Below are 17,224 nucleotides of genomic sequence, written 5' to 3' on the forward strand. Positions count from 1 at the left end.
TTGTGCGGGAGGATTATCCCAACGTGCGCATGTTCCCTTCGCGCTTGGTGATGCCGCGTGCGTCGAGCAGCTCCAGCAGGGGAACGGCGTACTTGCGCGTGGTGCCCAGCGCGTCCTTCAGGTCGGCTACGCTGGCTTCGCCATGTTCTTCCAGGTACGTGCGCACGGCCTGTGCACACTTCTGAATGGCCGTCTCGCTGAAGAACAGGTCGGCGTCGAGCTTCGTTACCTTGCCGTCGCGCTTCAGCTGGTTCAGGGCCTTGTCGCCCATGCGCGGGTCTACTCCCGCCTGCGTGAACAGGTCGGTGCGCAGCGGGGGCGTGGCGAATTCTGCATCGAGCACGGCAAGCAACGCGGTTGCGGCGTCGTCGATGGCGGCTGCTGCGGCGCCTTGGGCGCTGGGGTGGCCAATGTGGCCGCCGGAATGCGTGGCCTTGCCTGCGGCTTCGGCCTCGCGTACGAGCGCGGAAAAGCAGCTGGCAGAGCAGCGTGGCGCACTCTGGCGACGCAGGTCTTCGGATGCAATGCCAATGGCCTGCGGGTTCTTCGCGTGGAATGCCAGCAGCGCGCGTTCGATGGCGCTTACGTGCTTCTGCACGACGCGGCGCGTGGTGTACAGCGTGTCGCCTTCCGCTTGCAACGTCACGAGCTTGCGGGCCGCAGCGGTGGCTTTCAGGCATTCGGAAACGGCTTCTGCGGGCAGGCCCAGCCCGCGTGCCAGCGAAGCGGCGCTTGCGGGGAATTCCTCGCGTTCCACCGCAGCTTGCACGGCCGTGGCAATGTCGCCGTCGCGTAGCGCGTCGAGCATGGCGCGGTCGACGTCGGTAAGGTTCGTGCGCCTACGCGGATGCGCCATCAGGATGCGGCCACCGCCGGCTACCTGCACGGGCGAGTACGTGCGCACGATGAATCGGTCGCTGCTGGCAACGGGCAGGGGCTCTTCCAGGCGAATCTGCGCGTACGTGCTCTCTCCCGAGGCCAGCGCCTTCTTGCCGTCGCAGAACAGCACGCGTCCCAGCACCTCGCGGGTGCCGTGCGCCACGTGCATGCGCGCGCCCGTTTCCAGGGGCTTGCCGGTTTTGGCGGTGTCGAGGTAGGTGAAGAACGCGTCGAAGCGGTCGCTCGTGGCCAGCGTGCCAGGTTCGGCCAGGAAGTCGCCGGGGGCGATCTGGCTGGTGGAAAGGTCGGGCAGGTTCAGCGCCACGCGGTTGCCGGCGCAGGCTGCCTCTACGGGCGTGTCGTGCATCTGCACCGAGCGGATGCGGCTCGTCTTGCCACTGGGAAGCACTTCCACGGAACCGCCTACGCGCGCCTCGCCGCTCCACAGCGTGCCCGTGATCACGGTGCCCGCGCCCTTGATGGTGAACACGCGGTCTACCGGCAGGCGCAGGGCGCGATGCTGACGTGCGGGTTCCACGCCCGAGCATGCGCGCTGGATGGCGGCGCGCACCTCTTCCACGCCCGTGCCCTCGACGGAGCTCACGGGGATGATTTCTGCCTGAGCGTAGGGCGTATTCTGCAGGAACGAGCGAATCTCGTCGCTCATGAAGGCGATCCAGTCGTCGTCGACCAGGTCGGCCTTGCTCAGGGCCACGACGCAGGCGGGGACGCCCAGCGTTTCCAGAACGGCAACGTGCTCGATGGTTTGCGGCATGATGCCGTCGTCGGCGGCGATGACCAGCAGCGCCACGTCGATGCCGGTGGCGCCCGCGATCATCTGGCGCACGAAACGCTCGTGACCAGGCACGTCCACCACGCCCATGGTGCGGCCGTCGGGCAGTTCCAGCTGGGCGAATCCAAGCTCGATGGTGATGCCGCGCTTCTTTTCCTCGCGCAGGCGGTCGGGGTCGGTGCCCGTAAGCGCCAGCGTGAGCGACGATTTGCCGTGGTCGATGTGGCCGGCGGTGCCCAGTACCAGATGGGGTGCGTTTGCCATGGCTTATTCTCCTAGGCGATCGAAGTAGGCCGAAACGCCCTGGGCGATGGCCTCGATTTCATCGTTGTCAAGCAGCGTGCGCGCGTCGAATAGAAGACGTTCGTGGGAAAGGCGTGCCACGATGGGTACGGGGCAGCGCTTCACCAGGTATTCGTCGGCGCCCTGCGCGTCGCCCCGCAGGAAGCGCACTTCCACGCAGAACGTGGGGATGTCATACATGGGCAGCGCGCCGCCGCCGGCACGTGAGGTTTCGGGCACGATGTCCACTGCGATATTGCCGGGGTGTACCGTCGCCAGCAGCGCGCTCTTCAGCTGCTCGGCGCGCTCTGCCACGGATTCGGCGCTTTCGGTGAGCATGCGCAGCGTGGGGATGCGCGTCTTGGCGTCGTCGCCCAGGTACAGACGCAGCGTGGCTTCCAGCGCGGCAATGGTCATCTTGTCCAGGCGCAGCGCGCGGGCAAGGGGGTTCTTTTTCAGGCGGTCGATGAGTTCTTTGCGGCCGCAGATGATGCCTGCCTGCGGGCCGCCCAGCAGCTTGTCGCCGCTGAACGACACCAGGTCGGCGCCAGCCTTCAGCGACTGGGCCACGGTGCTCTCGGCGCGCTTGCCGAAGCTTTCCTCCAGGTGCTCGAATGCGCCCGAGCCCTGGTCTTCGTATACCATGATGGGCTCGCCTTCGCGCTTCGCGTTTTCCGCGTCGGCCAGGGCGCGCAGCTGTTGGATGCTCACTGTCTCGGTGAAGCCCTGGATGAGGAAGTTGCTGGGGTGCACCTTCAGCAGCATGGCGGTGTCGGGCGTGATGACGCTCTCGTAGTCCTCGATGTGCGTCTTGTTCGTGCAGCCCACGTCGATCATGCGCGCGTTCGACATCTCCATGATGCTGGGAATGCGGAACGAGCCACCGATTTCCACGAGCTCGCCGCGCGAGACGATGGCCTCGTGCCCGCGGGCAAATTCGGCGAGCACCATGAGCACGGCTGCGGCGTTGTTGTTGACGGCGATGGCGGCCTCGGCGCCCGTGAGCGCGCAGACCAGACTTTCGTAGTGGTCGTGCCTGCTGCCGCGGGCCATCTTGTTGATGCTGTATTCCAGGGTGGAGTAGCCGGTGATGGCGTCGTTTACGGCGGCCACGGCTTCGGGTGCCATGACGCTGCGGCCCAGGTTCGTGTGGATGACCACGCCCGAGGCATTGATGACGCGGCGCAGCGAGGGGCGCTGCAGGGCAAGCGCGGCGCGGGCGGATGCGTCGGCCACGGCCTGCAGGGTCACGACGGGGGTTTCCCCGTTCAGGATGCGCTGGCGCAGCCCGTCGATGCTCGAGCGCACGGCGTCGGCGGCAATGGAATGCGGAACCAATTCCAGCATGGCCTTCATGTAGTCATGTTTCAGCACTTCCTCTACCTGGGGAAGTGCGCGTAGGAGTTCGCGGGATGCGTTTTCCATGAACGGCTCCTTCTGCATTTTCGTGGGCTGTTCGCCGTGCGTTGTGCTGATTGCAAATATAAGCATCGTAGCGCATTGGCGCAGGTGCGTCTTTGTTATTTAGGAAACGGTATGAACCCTTCCCATTAGTCCGCGCGGATGTATAATCACCGCAGCAATGCGATGCCCGACGTTCGGGAATTCTGCAAATCGCATGCCATGTTTTGCCTGCGCGCCATTTCTGCTGGCGTCGCAAAAGCCGTCCGACGAGAACGGCTGTTTTTCCATACCCCCCATTTTTTGCGTTAGGCGCTGCTGGCGCTCGTGCGTTGCGCGCCGGAAGGAGAAGCACATGGTAGACCGTCATCCTATGTGGAAAGACCTCGGAATGGATCTGGAAACGCACGATCAGCTGTGCGCGGTATTGCCCACCGCGTTTGGCGACGTGTACCTTTCCCAGGAAAACCGTCCCGAGGGCATGGCGTTCTGGGACATGGTGGTTGCCGACGTTCATGGCATTCGCCCGGCAGAGCTCATCGAGGAGCAGAAGAAGGGCCGCAAGGTATTCGGCACCTTCTGCACGTACGTTCCCGACGAAGTGGTCGTGGCGTGCGATGGCATCGTGACGGGCCTGTGCGGTGGTAGCCAGTTCTGGGTGCCGGAAGGCGAAAAGCACCTGCCTGCCGACGTGTGCCCGCTCATCAAGGCTAGCCTGGGCGCTCGCTTGGGCAAGACGTGCCCGTTCTTCCGCATCGTCGACCAGATCGTGGGCGAGACCACGTGCGATGGCAAGAAGAAGATGTACGAGATCATGGCCAAGGACGTGCCCATGCACATCATGGAGCTTCCCCACATGAAGCGTGATGTCGACGTGGCTCGCTTTGCCCAGGAAATCGCCCTGTTCGCGAAGAACGTCGAAGAGGTTACGGGCAACGAGCTCACGGCCGAGAAGCTCGCTGAGGCCATCGACATCATCAACAACCGCCGCAAGGCGCTGGCCCGCGTGTACGAGACGCGCAAGGACCCCGACACCATTCCCATTTCGGGTACCGACGCTCTGCTCATGATGCAGATCGCCTTCTTCGACGACCCCGTTCGCTGCGCCGAGATGGCCAACAAGCTGGCCGACGAGCTGGAGCAGCGCCTGGTCGACAAGGTAAGCGTGTTCCCCGCAGGCACCAAGCGCATCCTGCTCACGGGCACGCCGCTGGCCATTCCCAACTGGAAGCTGCACCACATTATCGAAACCTCGGGTGCCGCTATCGTGTGCGAGGAAAACTGCACGGGCACCAAGTTCTTCACGAATCTGGTCGACGATTCCGCAACCACTCTGGAAGGCCAGTTCCAGGCGCTGGCGGAACGCTACATGAAGATCAACTGCGCCTGCTTCACGCCGAACGAGGCGCGCATCCAGGAAGTCATTCAGCTGGCCAAGGACTACCACGTCGACGGCGTGATCAACCAGAACCTGAAGTTCTGCACCACGTTCAAGGTGGAAGCACCTGCCCTGGAAGACGCTCTGGAAGAGGCGGGCATCCCCGTGCTCAACATCGAAACCGATTACACCGACAACGACGCCGAGCAGCTGCGTACGCGTATTGGCGCGTTCGTGGAGATGCTGGGGGAATAGTCAGTGAGCAGTCTGGTCGAGCGCATCGAAGCCGTGCGTCGCGAAAGCGGCGGGGTGGTGGACGTCTATGTGATGTTCGATAGCCATACCGACGCCATGGCCATGCACGAAGCCGCGCGCAGCCAGGGCCTGCATACGCGCATATCTACGGCGCCGCGCGCAATCAAGGCGTCGTGTGGAGTAACCGTGCTCGTATCTGCCAGCGAAGCCGTTGCGCTAGAATCGTTGGCAGGCGAGCTCGGTTTGCCCTACGAAAGTTTCAATCCGCTCCCGCGCCAATTCGACGCGCGACGCGATACGTATTGCTAGTAGTTCGTGCGGTGTGCGAACGGAAAGAAGGTTTGCATGGAACTGAAAGTTGATGCTCGCGGCGATGCGTGCCCCATTCCCGTGGTGAAGACCAAGCAGGCGCTTGGCACCATCGACGAAGGCGTGGTGGAAGTGCTCGTCGACAACGAGACGGCCGTGCATAACCTGGAAAACCTGGCGAAGAGCCAGAACTGCGAGTTCGCCTCCGAGCAGCAGGCCGAAGACCTGTTCGTGGTGAAGGTCACCAAGACGGCTGGTTCCGCTGCTGCCCCGGTTGCGCCTGCTGGCCAGGCGGGCAAGCGCGTGGTCGTGCTTTCCGGCGAGCATATGGGCCAGGGCGACGACGTTCTGGGCGGCAACCTCATGAAGGCGTTCGTGTTCGCGCTTACCCAGCAGGATGCCCTGCCCGACACGGTGCTGCTGTACAACGGCGGTGCGCATCTTTCCTGCGAGGGCTCCCCGGTGCTCGACGACCTGAAGGCCCTTGCTCAGGCGGGTACCGAAATCCTTACGTGCGGCACGTGCCTGAAGCATTACGGCATCGAAGACAAGCTTGCCGTGGGCGAGGTCACGAACATGTACGTCATCGTGCAGAAGCAGCTCGAGGCGGGCGTCGTCGTTCGTCCGTAACGTGGTGCAACTGTGATCTATTTCGATAACGCGGCTACTACCATGCAGAAACCGCCCGAGGTTGCTCGGGCGGTTGCCCAGGCCATCAACCAGTTTGGTGGCGTGGGCCGTGGCGCTCACGATGCCGCGCTTTCCGCCGATATGGCGGTCTACATTGCGCGCAAGCGCATTGCCCAGCTGCTGGGCGCCCCCAGCGCCAAGCATGTGGCGTTCATGCTCAACGTCACCGAGGCGCTCAACGCGGTCATCTCGGGCCTGCTGCGCGCGGGCGATCATGCGGTAACCACGGCGGCTTCGCATAATTCCGTGCTGCGCCCGCTTTACCGCAAGCAAGACGAAGAGGGCGTGGGCCTATCCATCTTGCCCGTTGCGCCCGATGGCTCCATCTCGTACGAGGAATTCGATGCGCTGTTTACCCCGCAGACCAAGCTGGCGGTGGTCACGCATGCCAGCAATCTTACGGGCGACGTGTACGACATTGCCCGCATGGCGCGCATCGCGCACGAACACGGTGCGCTCATCTGCGTCGATGCTGCCCAGACGGCGGGCGTGTATCCGCTTTGCATGGCAGAATGCGGCGTCGACATCCTAGCCTTCACGGGGCATAAGGGCCTTATGGGGCCGCAGGGCACGGGTGGCCTGTGCCTGGCAGAGGGCATCGACCTTCCGCATTACAACGTGGGCGGCAGCGGCACGCATAGCTATGATCGCCAGCATCCGCTGTTTTTGCCCGAGCGCTTGGAGGCGGGTACGCTCAACGCGCATGGCATCGCGGGCCTTTCCGAGGGCGTTGCCTTTATCCAGAACGTGGGCGTAAGCGCCGTGTGCGCGCACGAAAAGGCGCTTGCCCAGCGGTTTGCGCAATCCGCGCGCGCTATTTCCGGGGTGCGCCTGTATGGCGGCGGTGCCGCCGATTCCGTGGGCATCGTTGCCCTGAATGTGGCCGATGTCGATTCGTCGGTCGTATCCGACGTGCTTTCCCGCGATTTTGGCATTTGCACGCGTCCGGGCGCCCATTGCGCTCCTCTTATGCACGAGGCCCTGGGTACCAGCGAGCAGGGTGCAGTGCGGTTCAGTTTCGGATATTTCAATACGGAAGCGGAAGTCGACGAGGGCATTCAGGCGTTGAGCCAGATTGCCGCCTCGATCGCCTAGCATTCCGCTGCAAGAGTAGGTGAATTGCATGCCTGTTGCGCAGAAGCGCCAGAAGACCCCGAAAGTCGTTATCACGTTCGCATCCACGGGCGATGCCATGGCGGCCGAGGATGCCGCGCGCACGCATGGCCTGCCTGGTCGCATGATTCCGGTTCCCAGCGAGATTTCCGCAGGTTGCGGGCTTTCGTGGGCTGCCGATGCGGCCGATGAGGAGGCGTTGCTCGCGGGCATTGCCGAACATGGCGTGGCCCACGAGGGCGTGTTCCACGTAGATTTGTATTAGGAGAGCCATGTACGCAATTGGCATTGACATTGGCAGCACTGCGGCCAAGGCGGCCGTGCTGCAAGACGGCGCGTTGGTCTATACCGTGGTGGAGCCCACGGGCTTTTCCAGCGTGGAGGCATCGGAGCGGCTTTCGGCGCGTCTTGCCGAAGCGGGGTTTCCCACAGACGGCGCCGCTTCGGTGGTGTCCACGGGGTATGGCCGCGTTGCCGTGCCCTACGCAAGCAAGAACGTCACCGAAATCACCTGCCATGGTAGGGGTGCGTCGTTCCTCTTTGGGGGAAACGGCCTGGTGATCGATGTGGGTGGCCAGGACACGAAGGTCATTTCGCTGGTGGATGGCAAGGTGCGCAAGTTCCTCATGAACGACAAGTGCGCCGCTGGCACGGGCAAGTTCCTGGAAATCATGGCCGATCGCATGGGCGTCAGCCAGGAGGAAATGGCCAACCTCGCCCGCGCGGGCCAGCCTACGCCCATTTCCAGCATGTGCACCGTCTTTGCGGAAAGCGAGGTCATCAGCCTCATTGGCAAGGGCGAACCGCGCGAGAACATCGCCAATGGCGTCATCGAATCGGTTTGCTCGCGCGTTGCCACGCTGGCGGGCGGCATGGCGGGGCAAGATTGCTATCTTACGGGCGGCTTGTGCGAAAACGCCTACGTGGTCGAGCGCTTGTCGTCGCATCTTTCGCGTTCGGTTTCCACGTGCCCCGAAGCGCGCTTCGCGGGCGCCATTGGGGCGGCTCTGTCGTAAGCGTGGTGCGGGCGTTGCGCGTGGCTATTTGCTCTCGTCTCGAGTACAATCATGCGCGTGTCATTTAACGGGAAGGATCGTTCATGGTGGAAAAGGATACGAAGAGCGCGCTCGCACTCGTTCCGTTCCTGACGTTTATCGTCATTTATTTGGGGGCGGGGATTATCCTGCAGGCGCAGGGCGTCGAGATGGCGTTTTACCAGTTCCCTGCGGTTACCGCCGTGTTCGTGGCGGCAATCGTCGCCTTTATTCTGTTCCATCGCCATGGCATCCACGAGAACTTTGCCACGTTTGCGCGTGGCGCAGGGAGCGAAGACATCATGACCATGCTCATGATCTTCCTGCTTGCGGGCGCGTTTTCCGAAGTAGCGGGGGCCATGGGAGGCATCGAATCCACGGTCAACCTGTGCGTTTCGTTCTTGCCTCCGGCGTGGCTCGTCGTGGGCATGTTCGTGATTTCGGCATTCCTCTCCACGGCAACGGGCACCTCCATGGGCACGCTCGGCGCACTCGTGCCTATTGCCCTGGGCATCGCGAATGCCGCTGGGCTCGACCTTTCCATCGTGGTTGCCTCGTGCATTGGCGGTGCCATGTTCGGCGACAACCTGTCCATGATTTCCGACACCACCATCGCCTCCACGCGCACGCAGGGCGTAGAGCTGAAGGACAAGTTCCGCGCGAACTTCTTCTGCGCGCTGCCCGCAGCGGTGCTCACCATCGTTCTCATGCTCGTTTTCGCGCCTATCGCCGCTACGGGTGCGGCAGAAGTTGGCAGCTACGATTTGCTGAAGGTGCTGCCCTATGTGCTGGTTCTGGTGCTCGCCCTGGTGGGACTGAACGTGTTTCTGGTGCTCGTTTCGGGCATCGCCGTGGCTGGCATCATTGGCATCGCGTATGGCGACCTTACCGTCCTGACCTTCTCCACCGAGATCTGGCTGGGCTTCCAGAACATGATCGAGGTGTTCATCCTCTCCATCTTCATTGGCGGCATTGCCGAGCTCACCAAGGAACATGGTGGCCTGAACTGGCTTATCGACAAGATTGGTGGGGCCTTGCGCGGCAAGCGCTCGGCGCAGGTGGGGCTGTGCGCCCTGGCCGGTCTTACCGATGCTGCAACCGCCAACAACACCATCGCCATTCTGGTGGATGGCGAAGTGGCGCGCGATATCAGCCAGAAGTATCGTATCGACCCGCGTCGTACCGCATCCATTCTGGACACCTTTACGTGCATCGTGCAGGGGCTCATTCCCTATGGTGCGCAGTTCCTGCTCGTGGTAAGCCTTACGGGTGGTGCGGTGAACATCCTCGATGTGATTCCCTACAACTTCTACCTGTTCCTGCTCGCCGTCTTCACGTTGCTCTCCATCTTCATTCCCGCGTACGAGAAGCTTACGCTGAAGGGCGAATGGGACTGGGAAGCGGGCAAGCCCGCAGGGGAGTAACCTGGGGTTTCCTAGCGAAGGAAGATCATTCCAGCCGGGCCGGCCATGACCTCGCCAATGCGCGCGGCATGACGGCCCGTTTCGTTGAAGAAGGCTTCGTCGAATGTATCTGCTTCTTCGGGGGCTACGGATACGAGCAGGCCACCCGAGGTTTGCGGGTCGCAGAGGACGCCCATGCGGTTGTCGAATTCGATTTCGTCGAGCGTGCCGCGCTTCACGAATGGTTCCGCCCAGCGCACGATGTTGAACGTCTTGCCGGGGCGGCAGTAATCGCTCGAGTGCTTGTACACGTTGTTGAACAGGGGAATGCTCTCCCAGTTCAGGCATGCGGACACGCCGCTGGGCTCCAGCATCTCGTGCAGATGGCCCGCCAGGCCAAAGCCGGTGATGTCGGTGGCGGCATGCGGATGTATTGCGCGCATGGCTGCGGCGCCCGCCTTGTTCAGTTCCATCATCGACTCGATGACGGGCCGCATGGTCTCGTCGGTCTCGCGACCCACGCGGAATGCCGCGTTCATAATGCCCGTGCCGATGGTCTTCGTGTAGAACAGCACGTCGCCTTCTTGGGCGCCGGCATTGCGAATGATGCGATCGGGGCGCACCGTGCCAAAGACCGACAGGCCGTACTTGGGTTCGTCGTCGTCGATGGAATGCCCGCCCACGGTGAACGCGCCGGCTTCGCGAACCTTGTCGCTGCCCCCGCGCATGACCTCGGCCACCACATCGGTTCCCAGGGAAACGGGGAAGGCCAGGATGTTCAGCGCGGTAAGCGGCGTGGCGCCCATGGCAAACACGTCGGAAAGCGCGTTGGCTGCGGCGATGGCCCCGAATTCGTACGGGTCGTCGACCACGGGCGTAAAGAAGTCGAGCGTGAGCACGGCGGCCGTGTCGTCGTTGATCTTGTACACGGCTGCATCGTCGCTCGTGTCGAAGCCCAGAAGCAGGTCGGGCGAGACGACGGGTGCAATCTTTTCCATTATCGTTTGGAGGTCTCCCGGACTCCATTTCGCGGCTCAACCGCCCTTTTGCGTGAGCTTGGTGAGCCTGATGCGCTCGCCTTCCTTGAATACGGGTTGGGGAATGCTGCAGCTTGCGAATTGTTCCATGGGGACACCTCCTTTCGTCGGGCATGAGTATAGCCTACGGCTCCCGCAAAGGATATGTGGGAATCGCTTTCAAACTGTGATATCACGGTTTCATCTTCGCTAATTGAGGTACAATCATCCCGCCGTCACGGAGATGGATGGGTCCTGGTGGGCCCCGCGGCCTTCAAAGCCGTTGTGAGGCACGCAGAATGTCTCGGGTGTGTTCGATTCGCACACGTCTCCGCCATTTTCTTTTCTTTCCCTTCAACTTTGTGTAGTACTACCATTGGTGTACCTTGGTGTCGTAGATGTTACGGGGCTGCCCTTACGTCCTGGTGAAGGGGCAGTGGTGGTATGGTCTCAGTAGGAAATCAGTAGTTGTGGTCAACCGTGGATAGGACGGCTTATCGTGAGTAACGAACAGTACAACCAGAATCCTGGTGCGCCGGTTCCCCCTGCAAGCGCGAATTCCCAGCCTCAGTCTGGGTATGCGCAGCCCGTGCAGCCGCAGCCGAGCCAGCAGGCTCCGCAGCAGCCGGCTCCGGCAGCGTATCAGAGCGGCTTCCAGACGGGGCAATCGTCGTACCAGCAGCCCAGCGCTCAGCCCGCTTCCGCCCAGCCCTATGGCGCGCAGCAGGCTCAGCAGACGGCGCGCCAGCCCTTCGCGGCAGCGCAGCCGCAGCAGGGCTACCAGCGGCCCGCGGCGCAACAGCCGTCCGTTCAGTCGCACGTGGGCAATCAGAAAACAGGCGGAGGGCGCACCTTCGGAGTTGCGTTTGCGGGGGCTGCATGCGCATGTGCCGTGGCCGCCCTCTGCTTGTTCGGGTACAACGCCGTAACGGGTGGTTCCGTGGGCAGCACCACGGTAACGCTGGGCTCCACGTCCAGCTCCACTATCTCGGCTTCCGACGACGATGCCACCTTGGCCGAAGCAGTTGCCGAAAAGGTTCTGCCTTCGATCGTGGCCATCGACGTCTATACCGACACGTCGGGAATGGGCAGCCTGCTGGGCTCGTCCTCTTCCAGCTCTTCGCTCACCCAGTCTTCGCTGGGTAGCGGCGTGATCATCTCCACCGATGGCTACATTCTCACCAACTATCACGTCATCGAATCGTCCGACGCCCTGAAGGTCACGGCCAATGGCGAAGAGTACGATGCCAAGGTAGTGGGCTACGATTCCACCACCGACCTGGCTGTTATCAAGATCGACGCAACCGACCTCACCGCCATTGAAATTGGCGATTCCTCTTCGCTGAAGGAAGGCCAGTGGGTTATGACGGCTGGCAGCCCGTTCGGTCTGGAGCAGTCGGTGGCAACGGGCATCGTTTCGGCCACCAATCGCACCATCACCGTGAGCAATTCCGATAGCTCGTATTCGGGCACGTCTTCGGCAACCGTTTACACGAACATGATCCAGACCGACGCGGCCATTAACCCCGGCAATTCCGGTGGTGCCCTGGTCGACGAGAATGGTGCTCTCATCGGCATCAATTCCGTGATCGAGTCGTATTCGGGCAACTACTCGGGTGTGGGCTTCGCCATTCCCGTGAACGACGCCATGAACATTGCCTCCCAGATCATCGAGGGCAAGACGCCCACGCATGCCTATCTGGGCGTAGGCCCCGTTTCCGTCACCAGTACGCTGAACCAGCGCTACAAGCTGGGTGCCGATTCCGGCGCGTACGTTAACTCGGTGGTGTCGGGCGGTGCCGCGTCTAATGCGGGCATCCAGGTGGGCGACATCATCACCAAGGTGGGTGACACAGCGGTAACCGATTCCTCTACCCTCATTGCCGCCGTGCGTTCGCATAATCCCGGCGATACCGTAACCGTTACGTTCCTGCGCGACGGTAGCGAGCAGACGGTAGAGGTCACGCTTGGCTCCGACGAGGCCACCAGCCTCTCTAGCAGCAGTTCTTCCAAGAACGGCTATGGCTGGGGGCAGAGCAGCAGCGATACTTCCTCTTCGGGGGAGGGCAGCGTGGCGGCATAGCGTCATAAGCTCTTTGCGTGAAAACGGGGAAAAGGCCGCAGAACATGCGGCCTTTTCTTTTGGTTCACGGTAATATAGGGCAAATCGAATGAGAAGGGTGAGTGAGCCAATGTCCGATTACAAGTACAATCGCGTCCTGCTGAAGCTTTCCGGCGAGGCCCTGATGGGCGATACGGGTTATGGTATTGATCCGAAGGTCGTCGAAGAGCTAGCCGAGCAGATCAAGCAGATTGTCGACGATGGCATCGAAGTGGCCGTTACCGTCGGCGGCGGAAACATCTTCCGCGGTCTGGCTGGTTCCGCCGAGGGCATGGACCGCTCTCAGGCCGACTATATCGGCATGCTTGCCACCTGCATGAACGCGCTTGCCCTGCAAGACGGCTTCGAGCGCGCGGGCATTCAGTGCCGCGTCATGAGCGCTATCGAGATGCGCCAGGTTGCCGAACCGTACATCCGTCGTCGCGCCATTCGCCACCTGGAAAAGGGCCGCGTCGTCATCTTCGCCGCTGGCACGGGCAACCCGTACTTCACCACCGACACCACGGCCGCCCTGCGCGCGCTGGAAATCGGTGCCGAATGCCTTATGAAGGCCACGAAGGTCGACGGCATCTACGACGCCGACCCGAAGACGAACCCCGATGCGAAGCGCTTCGACCACATTTCCTACCTCGACGTCATTTCCAAGGAACTGCACGTTATGGACACCACGGCCACCTCGCTGTGTATGGACAACGCCATGCCCATGCTGGTGTTCGATCTTACGGTTCCCGGCAACATCGCTCGCGTTCTGAAAGGCGAAAACGTCGGCACGACGGTAAGCTAACGTGTAAAATACTAGCTAGTGATTATCGGTACAGGCGGGCAAGGCGGGGGCCTTGTCACCGCTGTTCTTGAAGGGATACTCATGGTAGAAGACATCATGCAAAGCGCCGAGGAGCGCATGAACAAGGCAATCGACTCCCTGGAAAATGCGTTCGGCAACGTCCGCACGGGCCGTGCCAACGCTATGGTGCTCGATCGCGTTCGTGTGAACTATTACGGCGTTCCCACGCCCGTCAACCAGATGGCTGCCATCAAGACGCCCGACGCCCACATGCTCGTCATCGAACCATGGGACAAGGGCACCCTGGGTGGCATCGAAAAGGCCATCGCCGAAAGCAACATCGGCATTACCCCCAACAACGACGGTTCCTGCATTCGCCTGGCGTTCCCCCAGCTTACGGAAGAGCGTCGTCTCGAGCTCGTGAAGGACTGCAAGACGTACGCCGAGGAAGCGCGCGTTGCCATCCGTAACGCCCGTCGCGATGCCAATGCTGCCGTGGAAGCCGAAGTGAAGAACGAGGGTCTTCCCGAGGACGAGCAGCGTCGTGCCGAAGCCGCCATCCAGAAGCTCACCGACTCCTACGTGGCGAAGGTCGAAGAGCACTTCAAGAAGAAGGAAGCCGAGGTAATGGCTATCTAGCCATACGTGGTGCATTCCTTGAATAAAGAATTTAGCGAAATATTCCCCGATATTCCCGCCGATATCGATGCTTCCGGCTTCGATGAGGCGCGCGTGCCCCAGCATGTTGCCGTCATTATGGACGGCAACGGCCGCTGGGCGAAAAAGCGTATGCTCAACAGGCTCAATGGCCACAAGGCTGGCATCGAGGCCGTGCGCGAGACCATTCGCTGCGCGTCCGATATCGGGGTTCGCTACCTTACCATCTACTCGTTTTCCACGGAAAACTGGAAGCGCCCCCAAGACGAAGTCGTGGGGCTCATGAACCTGTTTGCGAAGACGATGCTCGCCGAAGTCGATGGGCTCGACGAGGAAAATGTGCGCGTCATGACCATTGGCGACACATCGGCTTTGCCGGAGGACACGCAGCACGCTTTCGCCGAGGCGTGGGAGCAAACGAAGGACAACACGGGCATGACGCTCGTGGTGGCCGTGAACTATGGCTCGCGCGCTGAAATCACCAGCGCGGTTCAGGCGGTCGTGAACGAGGCCCTGGCCCAGCAGGAAGCTGGCCTGGAAGTTGCCGCCGTTACCCCCGAGGCCATTGCATCCCACCTGCATACCGCTTCCATCCCCGACCCAGACCTGGTCATTCGCACGAGTGGCGAAATGCGCCTTTCGAATTTCCTGCTCTGGCAGATCGCCTATTCCGAGTTCTATTGCACGCCTGTGCTCTGGCCCGATTTCAATCGCTACGACTTCCTTCGCGCGATTTTGAACTTCCAGGGTCGTGCCCGCAGGTACGGGGGAGTGTAGCGTGTCGAGTAACTCGTTCGAGGCCGAAGAGCAGACGCGTGGGCAGCGCGCGCGGCGTGCGGTGAGCAATGCTCCGCACAAGGCCAAGCAGGTTGCCTACGAGAAGACGCCCGATCGCTTCAAGAACGCTACCAGCCTGCAGGTGCGCTTCCGCACGGGCGTAGTGTACGTGCTCGTTTCCATCCTTGCCGTGCTGGCAACCGACATCACTACCGTTGTGTACCTGTCGCTTGTGTCGGGCATTTGCGCAGGCGAGTTCTATTACATGATGCGTGCTGACGCGAAGCTTCCCAACGAGACCATTGGCGTGGTGGGTGCCGTGGCGTACCCCGTTGCCATGTGGCTCTGGGGCCTTACGGGCATTGCCCTGGTTGCCGTGCTGCACATGATGGCCCTGTTCATCTGGTATGTGTACTGGATGCGCGCTCGCGTTGGCGACGTTGCCATCAGCTTCTTCGGCGCAGGCTATACGGGCATGCTGCTTTCCAGTCTTATCCTTTTGCGTCATTCCGTCCCCGACCCCTGGGGTGGCGTCATTCTGCTCGTGGTGTTCTGCAGCATCTGGTTCAACGATGCCGCTGCATACCTGTTTGGCAGCAAGTTTGGCAAGCACAAGCTCGCGCCGCGTACCAGCCCCAAGAAGAGCTGGGAAGGCCTCATCGCCGGCCTGGTGGTGTCGGGCGGCGTGTGGTGCGTTATGTCATTCATTCCGGGTGTCACCATGCCCATTCCCATGGCCATTTTGTTTGGCGTGCTGTGCGGTGGTGCCGGCGTGGTGGGCGACCTTGCCGAAAGCCGTATCAAGCGCAATGTGGGCGTGAAAGATTCCGGCACTATCATGCCTGGTCACGGTGGTCTGCTCGACCGATGCGATTCGTTGTTCTTTGCTTCGGTGGCAGCGTATATCTTGCTTCTTATTGGAGGTTGCATTCCCTATGTCGCAGTGTAAGCGTATTGCCGTTCTTGGTTCTACCGGCTCCATTGGCGTTCAAACGCTCGATGTGGCAAGGCAGCACGCTAGCGAACTGCGGGTCGTAGCTCTTGCGTGTGGCAGGCGCGTCGATACCATGATCGAACAGGCGCGCGCATGCGGCGCCACGTATGTGGCATGTGGTCTGGAAGAAGCTCCCGAAGTTTCCGCCGACCTTACCGGTCTTGATTATGCGGTGGGTATGGATGCGGTTGTCTCCCTGGTTCGCTTGCCCGAAGTTGACATTGTGGTGAATGCCCTGGTGGGCGCTGCTGGCCTGCGTGCGAGCTACGAAACGCTGCGTGCGGGCAAGGTGCTTGCGCTGGCGAACAAGGAATCCCTGGTGGTTGGCGGCGACCTGATCATGCCGCTTGCCGCGCAGGTCGATGCCCAGCGTCGCGCGAGCGGCGTTGCCCCTGCTGTGGGGCCCGCGGGTGCCCTCATGCCCATTGATAGCGAACATGGGGCCATCTACCAGTGCCTGCTGGGCGAAGAGCACAAGGAAGTCAGCTGCCTATGGGTAACGGCATCCGGTGGCCCGTTCCGTGGCCGTACGCGCAACGAGCTTGCAGACATTACGCCTGCTCAGGCTCTGGCGCATCCCACGTGGAACATGGGCCCGAAGATCACCATCGACAGCAGCACGCTCATGAACAAGGGTCTCGAGGTCATCGAGGCGCATCATCTGTTCAACATGCCCTACGACCGCATCAAGGTGGTCGTGCAGCCGCAGAGCGCCATTCATTCCATGGTGGAATTCACCGATGGCAGCGTGAAGGCTCATCTGGGCACCACCGATATGCGCATTCCCATTCAGTTTGCGCTCAGCTATCCCAAGCGCTGGGAAGCTCCCGTCGAGCCGCTCGATTTCACGAAGCTGGGAAGCCTGGAGTTCTATCCGGCCGACACCAAGACGTTCCGCTGCCTTGAGCTTGCCCGCATGGCGGGTACGGCGGGTGGCACGCTTCCGTGTGCCATGAATGCCGCCAACGAAGTTGCCGTTGCGTCGTTCTTGGCAGGGGAGTGCAGCTACCTGGGCATTGCCGAAACCGTCGAGCGCGTCATGGATGCGCACGCGAACGCTGCCGTGGAAAGCTTGGAGCAGCTTGCGGCCGTAGACGCCGCGTCGCGCGAAGCGGCGCGCGGATTTATCGCCGCGCAGTAGTTCTTGCCAGCTGCCGTTGGCCCTGCTGCTTGGGCTGCTAGATCTTCGCCGCGGATGTATCGGTGCGGAAATTGCCACTTACGTTTTTCCGGAAAAACGTGCCATTTGGCATGATTTGCAGGCTGAATATCGTCTGAGTCTTTTGTGAACTGGGAAAACGTTCATGCGCTTGCATTGGCTGGGGGCAACCGCTTTC

17 protein-coding genes and 1 tRNA gene are annotated in these 17,224 nt (G+C 61.6%); 14 read left to right on the forward strand and 4 right to left on the reverse strand.

Annotated elements, in window-relative coordinates:
* Positions 1 to 13 precede the first annotated feature (13 nt).
* From selB to AAY81_RS10355, 3 genes are all read right to left on the reverse strand, one after another.
* Positions 14 to 1,936 carry a selenocysteine-specific translation elongation factor gene (gene selB, locus AAY81_RS02435; RefSeq protein ID WP_066660971.1) on the reverse strand — a complete coding sequence of 641 codons (1,923 nt, stop codon included), beginning with the start codon at positions 1,934 to 1,936 and terminating at the stop codon, positions 14 to 16.
* Between the two features lie 3 nt (positions 1,937 to 1,939).
* Positions 1,940 to 3,379 (reverse strand): L-seryl-tRNA(Sec) selenium transferase, encoded by a 1,440-nt coding sequence (gene selA, locus AAY81_RS02440; RefSeq protein WP_066664817.1) that lies wholly within the window; start codon positions 3,377 to 3,379, stop codon positions 1,940 to 1,942.
* 99 nt (positions 3,380 to 3,478) lie between these two features.
* Positions 3,479 to 3,646 (reverse strand): hypothetical protein, encoded by a 168-nt coding sequence (locus tag AAY81_RS10355; RefSeq protein ID WP_156501479.1) that lies wholly within the window; start codon positions 3,644 to 3,646, stop codon positions 3,479 to 3,481.
* Between the two features lie 64 nt (positions 3,647 to 3,710).
* Here AAY81_RS10355 and AAY81_RS02445 point away from each other — a divergent pair, with 64 nt between their 5' ends.
* From AAY81_RS02445 to AAY81_RS02475, 7 genes are all read left to right on the forward strand, one after another.
* Positions 3,711 to 4,988, forward strand: coding sequence for a double-cubane-cluster-containing anaerobic reductase (locus tag AAY81_RS02445; RefSeq protein ID WP_066660977.1), 1,278 nt, complete (start codon positions 3,711 to 3,713; stop codon positions 4,986 to 4,988).
* Positions 4,989 to 4,991: 3 nt separating this feature from the next.
* Complete coding sequence (locus AAY81_RS02450) at positions 4,992 to 5,297, forward strand: putative Se/S carrier protein (RefSeq protein ID WP_240480613.1); 306 nt, start codon at positions 4,992 to 4,994, stop codon at positions 5,295 to 5,297.
* Positions 5,298 to 5,333: 36 nt separating this feature from the next.
* Positions 5,334 to 5,927, forward strand: a complete 594-nt coding sequence (gene yedF, locus AAY81_RS02455) for a sulfurtransferase-like selenium metabolism protein YedF (protein ID WP_066660980.1) — start codon at positions 5,334 to 5,336, stop codon at positions 5,925 to 5,927.
* Positions 5,928 to 5,939: 12 nt separating this feature from the next.
* A complete protein-coding gene (locus AAY81_RS02460) occupies positions 5,940 to 7,082 on the forward strand; it encodes an aminotransferase class V-fold PLP-dependent enzyme (protein ID WP_066660983.1) in 1,143 nt (380 codons plus the stop codon).
* 28 nt (positions 7,083 to 7,110) lie between these two features.
* Positions 7,111 to 7,365 (forward strand): putative Se/S carrier protein, encoded by a 255-nt coding sequence (locus AAY81_RS02465; RefSeq protein ID WP_066660985.1) that lies wholly within the window; start codon positions 7,111 to 7,113, stop codon positions 7,363 to 7,365.
* Positions 7,366 to 7,372: 7 nt separating this feature from the next.
* Positions 7,373 to 8,116, forward strand: a complete 744-nt coding sequence (locus AAY81_RS02470; RefSeq protein ID WP_066660987.1) for an acyl-CoA dehydratase activase — start codon at positions 7,373 to 7,375, stop codon at positions 8,114 to 8,116.
* A gap of 83 nt (positions 8,117 to 8,199) precedes the next feature.
* The gene (locus tag AAY81_RS02475) at positions 8,200 to 9,558 is read left to right on the forward strand and encodes a Na+/H+ antiporter NhaC family protein (protein WP_066660989.1); all 1,359 of its coding nucleotides are present in this window, start codon (positions 8,200 to 8,202) and stop codon (positions 9,556 to 9,558) included.
* 11 nt (positions 9,559 to 9,569) lie between these two features.
* On the opposite strand, the gene selD is transcribed toward AAY81_RS02475, so the two are convergent.
* On the reverse strand, positions 9,570 to 10,664 hold the full coding sequence (gene selD / locus AAY81_RS02480) for a selenide, water dikinase SelD (RefSeq protein WP_082867816.1): 1,095 nt from the start codon (positions 10,662 to 10,664) through the stop codon (positions 9,570 to 9,572).
* Positions 10,665 to 10,793: 129 nt separating this feature from the next.
* On the opposite strand from selD, the gene AAY81_RS10360 reads away from it, so the two are divergent.
* The 7 genes from AAY81_RS10360 to dxr all read left to right on the forward strand — a co-directional run bounded on the left by AAY81_RS10360 (position 10,794) and on the right by dxr (position 17,028).
* Positions 10,794 to 10,890: transfer RNA gene (locus tag AAY81_RS10360), tRNA-Sec, on the forward strand.
* Between the two features lie 162 nt (positions 10,891 to 11,052).
* The gene (locus AAY81_RS02485) at positions 11,053 to 12,636 is read left to right on the forward strand and encodes a S1C family serine protease (protein ID WP_066660995.1); all 1,584 of its coding nucleotides are present in this window, start codon (positions 11,053 to 11,055) and stop codon (positions 12,634 to 12,636) included.
* Positions 12,637 to 12,745: 109 nt separating this feature from the next.
* Positions 12,746 to 13,459: a UMP kinase gene (gene pyrH / locus AAY81_RS02490; RefSeq protein ID WP_066660998.1), complete on the forward strand. Its 714-nt coding sequence runs from the start codon at positions 12,746 to 12,748 to the stop codon at positions 13,457 to 13,459.
* 81 nt (positions 13,460 to 13,540) lie between these two features.
* Positions 13,541 to 14,098, forward strand: a complete 558-nt coding sequence (gene frr, locus AAY81_RS02495; RefSeq protein ID WP_066661001.1) for a ribosome recycling factor — start codon at positions 13,541 to 13,543, stop codon at positions 14,096 to 14,098.
* An 18-nt stretch (positions 14,099 to 14,116) separates the two neighbouring features.
* Positions 14,117 to 14,893, forward strand: coding sequence for an isoprenyl transferase (locus tag AAY81_RS02500; protein ID WP_066664823.1), 777 nt, complete (start codon positions 14,117 to 14,119; stop codon positions 14,891 to 14,893).
* Position 14,894: 1 nt separating this feature from the next.
* Positions 14,895 to 15,842 (forward strand): phosphatidate cytidylyltransferase, encoded by a 948-nt coding sequence (locus tag AAY81_RS02505; RefSeq protein WP_240480614.1) that lies wholly within the window; start codon positions 14,895 to 14,897, stop codon positions 15,840 to 15,842.
* Positions 15,829 to 17,028: a 1-deoxy-D-xylulose-5-phosphate reductoisomerase gene (gene dxr, locus AAY81_RS02510; RefSeq protein WP_066661004.1), complete on the forward strand. Its 1,200-nt coding sequence runs from the start codon at positions 15,829 to 15,831 to the stop codon at positions 17,026 to 17,028. Before AAY81_RS02505 ends, dxr begins: the two co-directional genes overlap by 14 nt.
* Positions 17,029 to 17,224: the final 196 nt, after the last annotated feature.

The sequence above is a fragment of the Denitrobacterium detoxificans genome, from assembly GCF_001643775.1.
In the GTDB taxonomy this organism is placed as follows: Bacteria; Actinomycetota; Coriobacteriia; order Coriobacteriales; family Eggerthellaceae; genus Denitrobacterium; species Denitrobacterium detoxificans.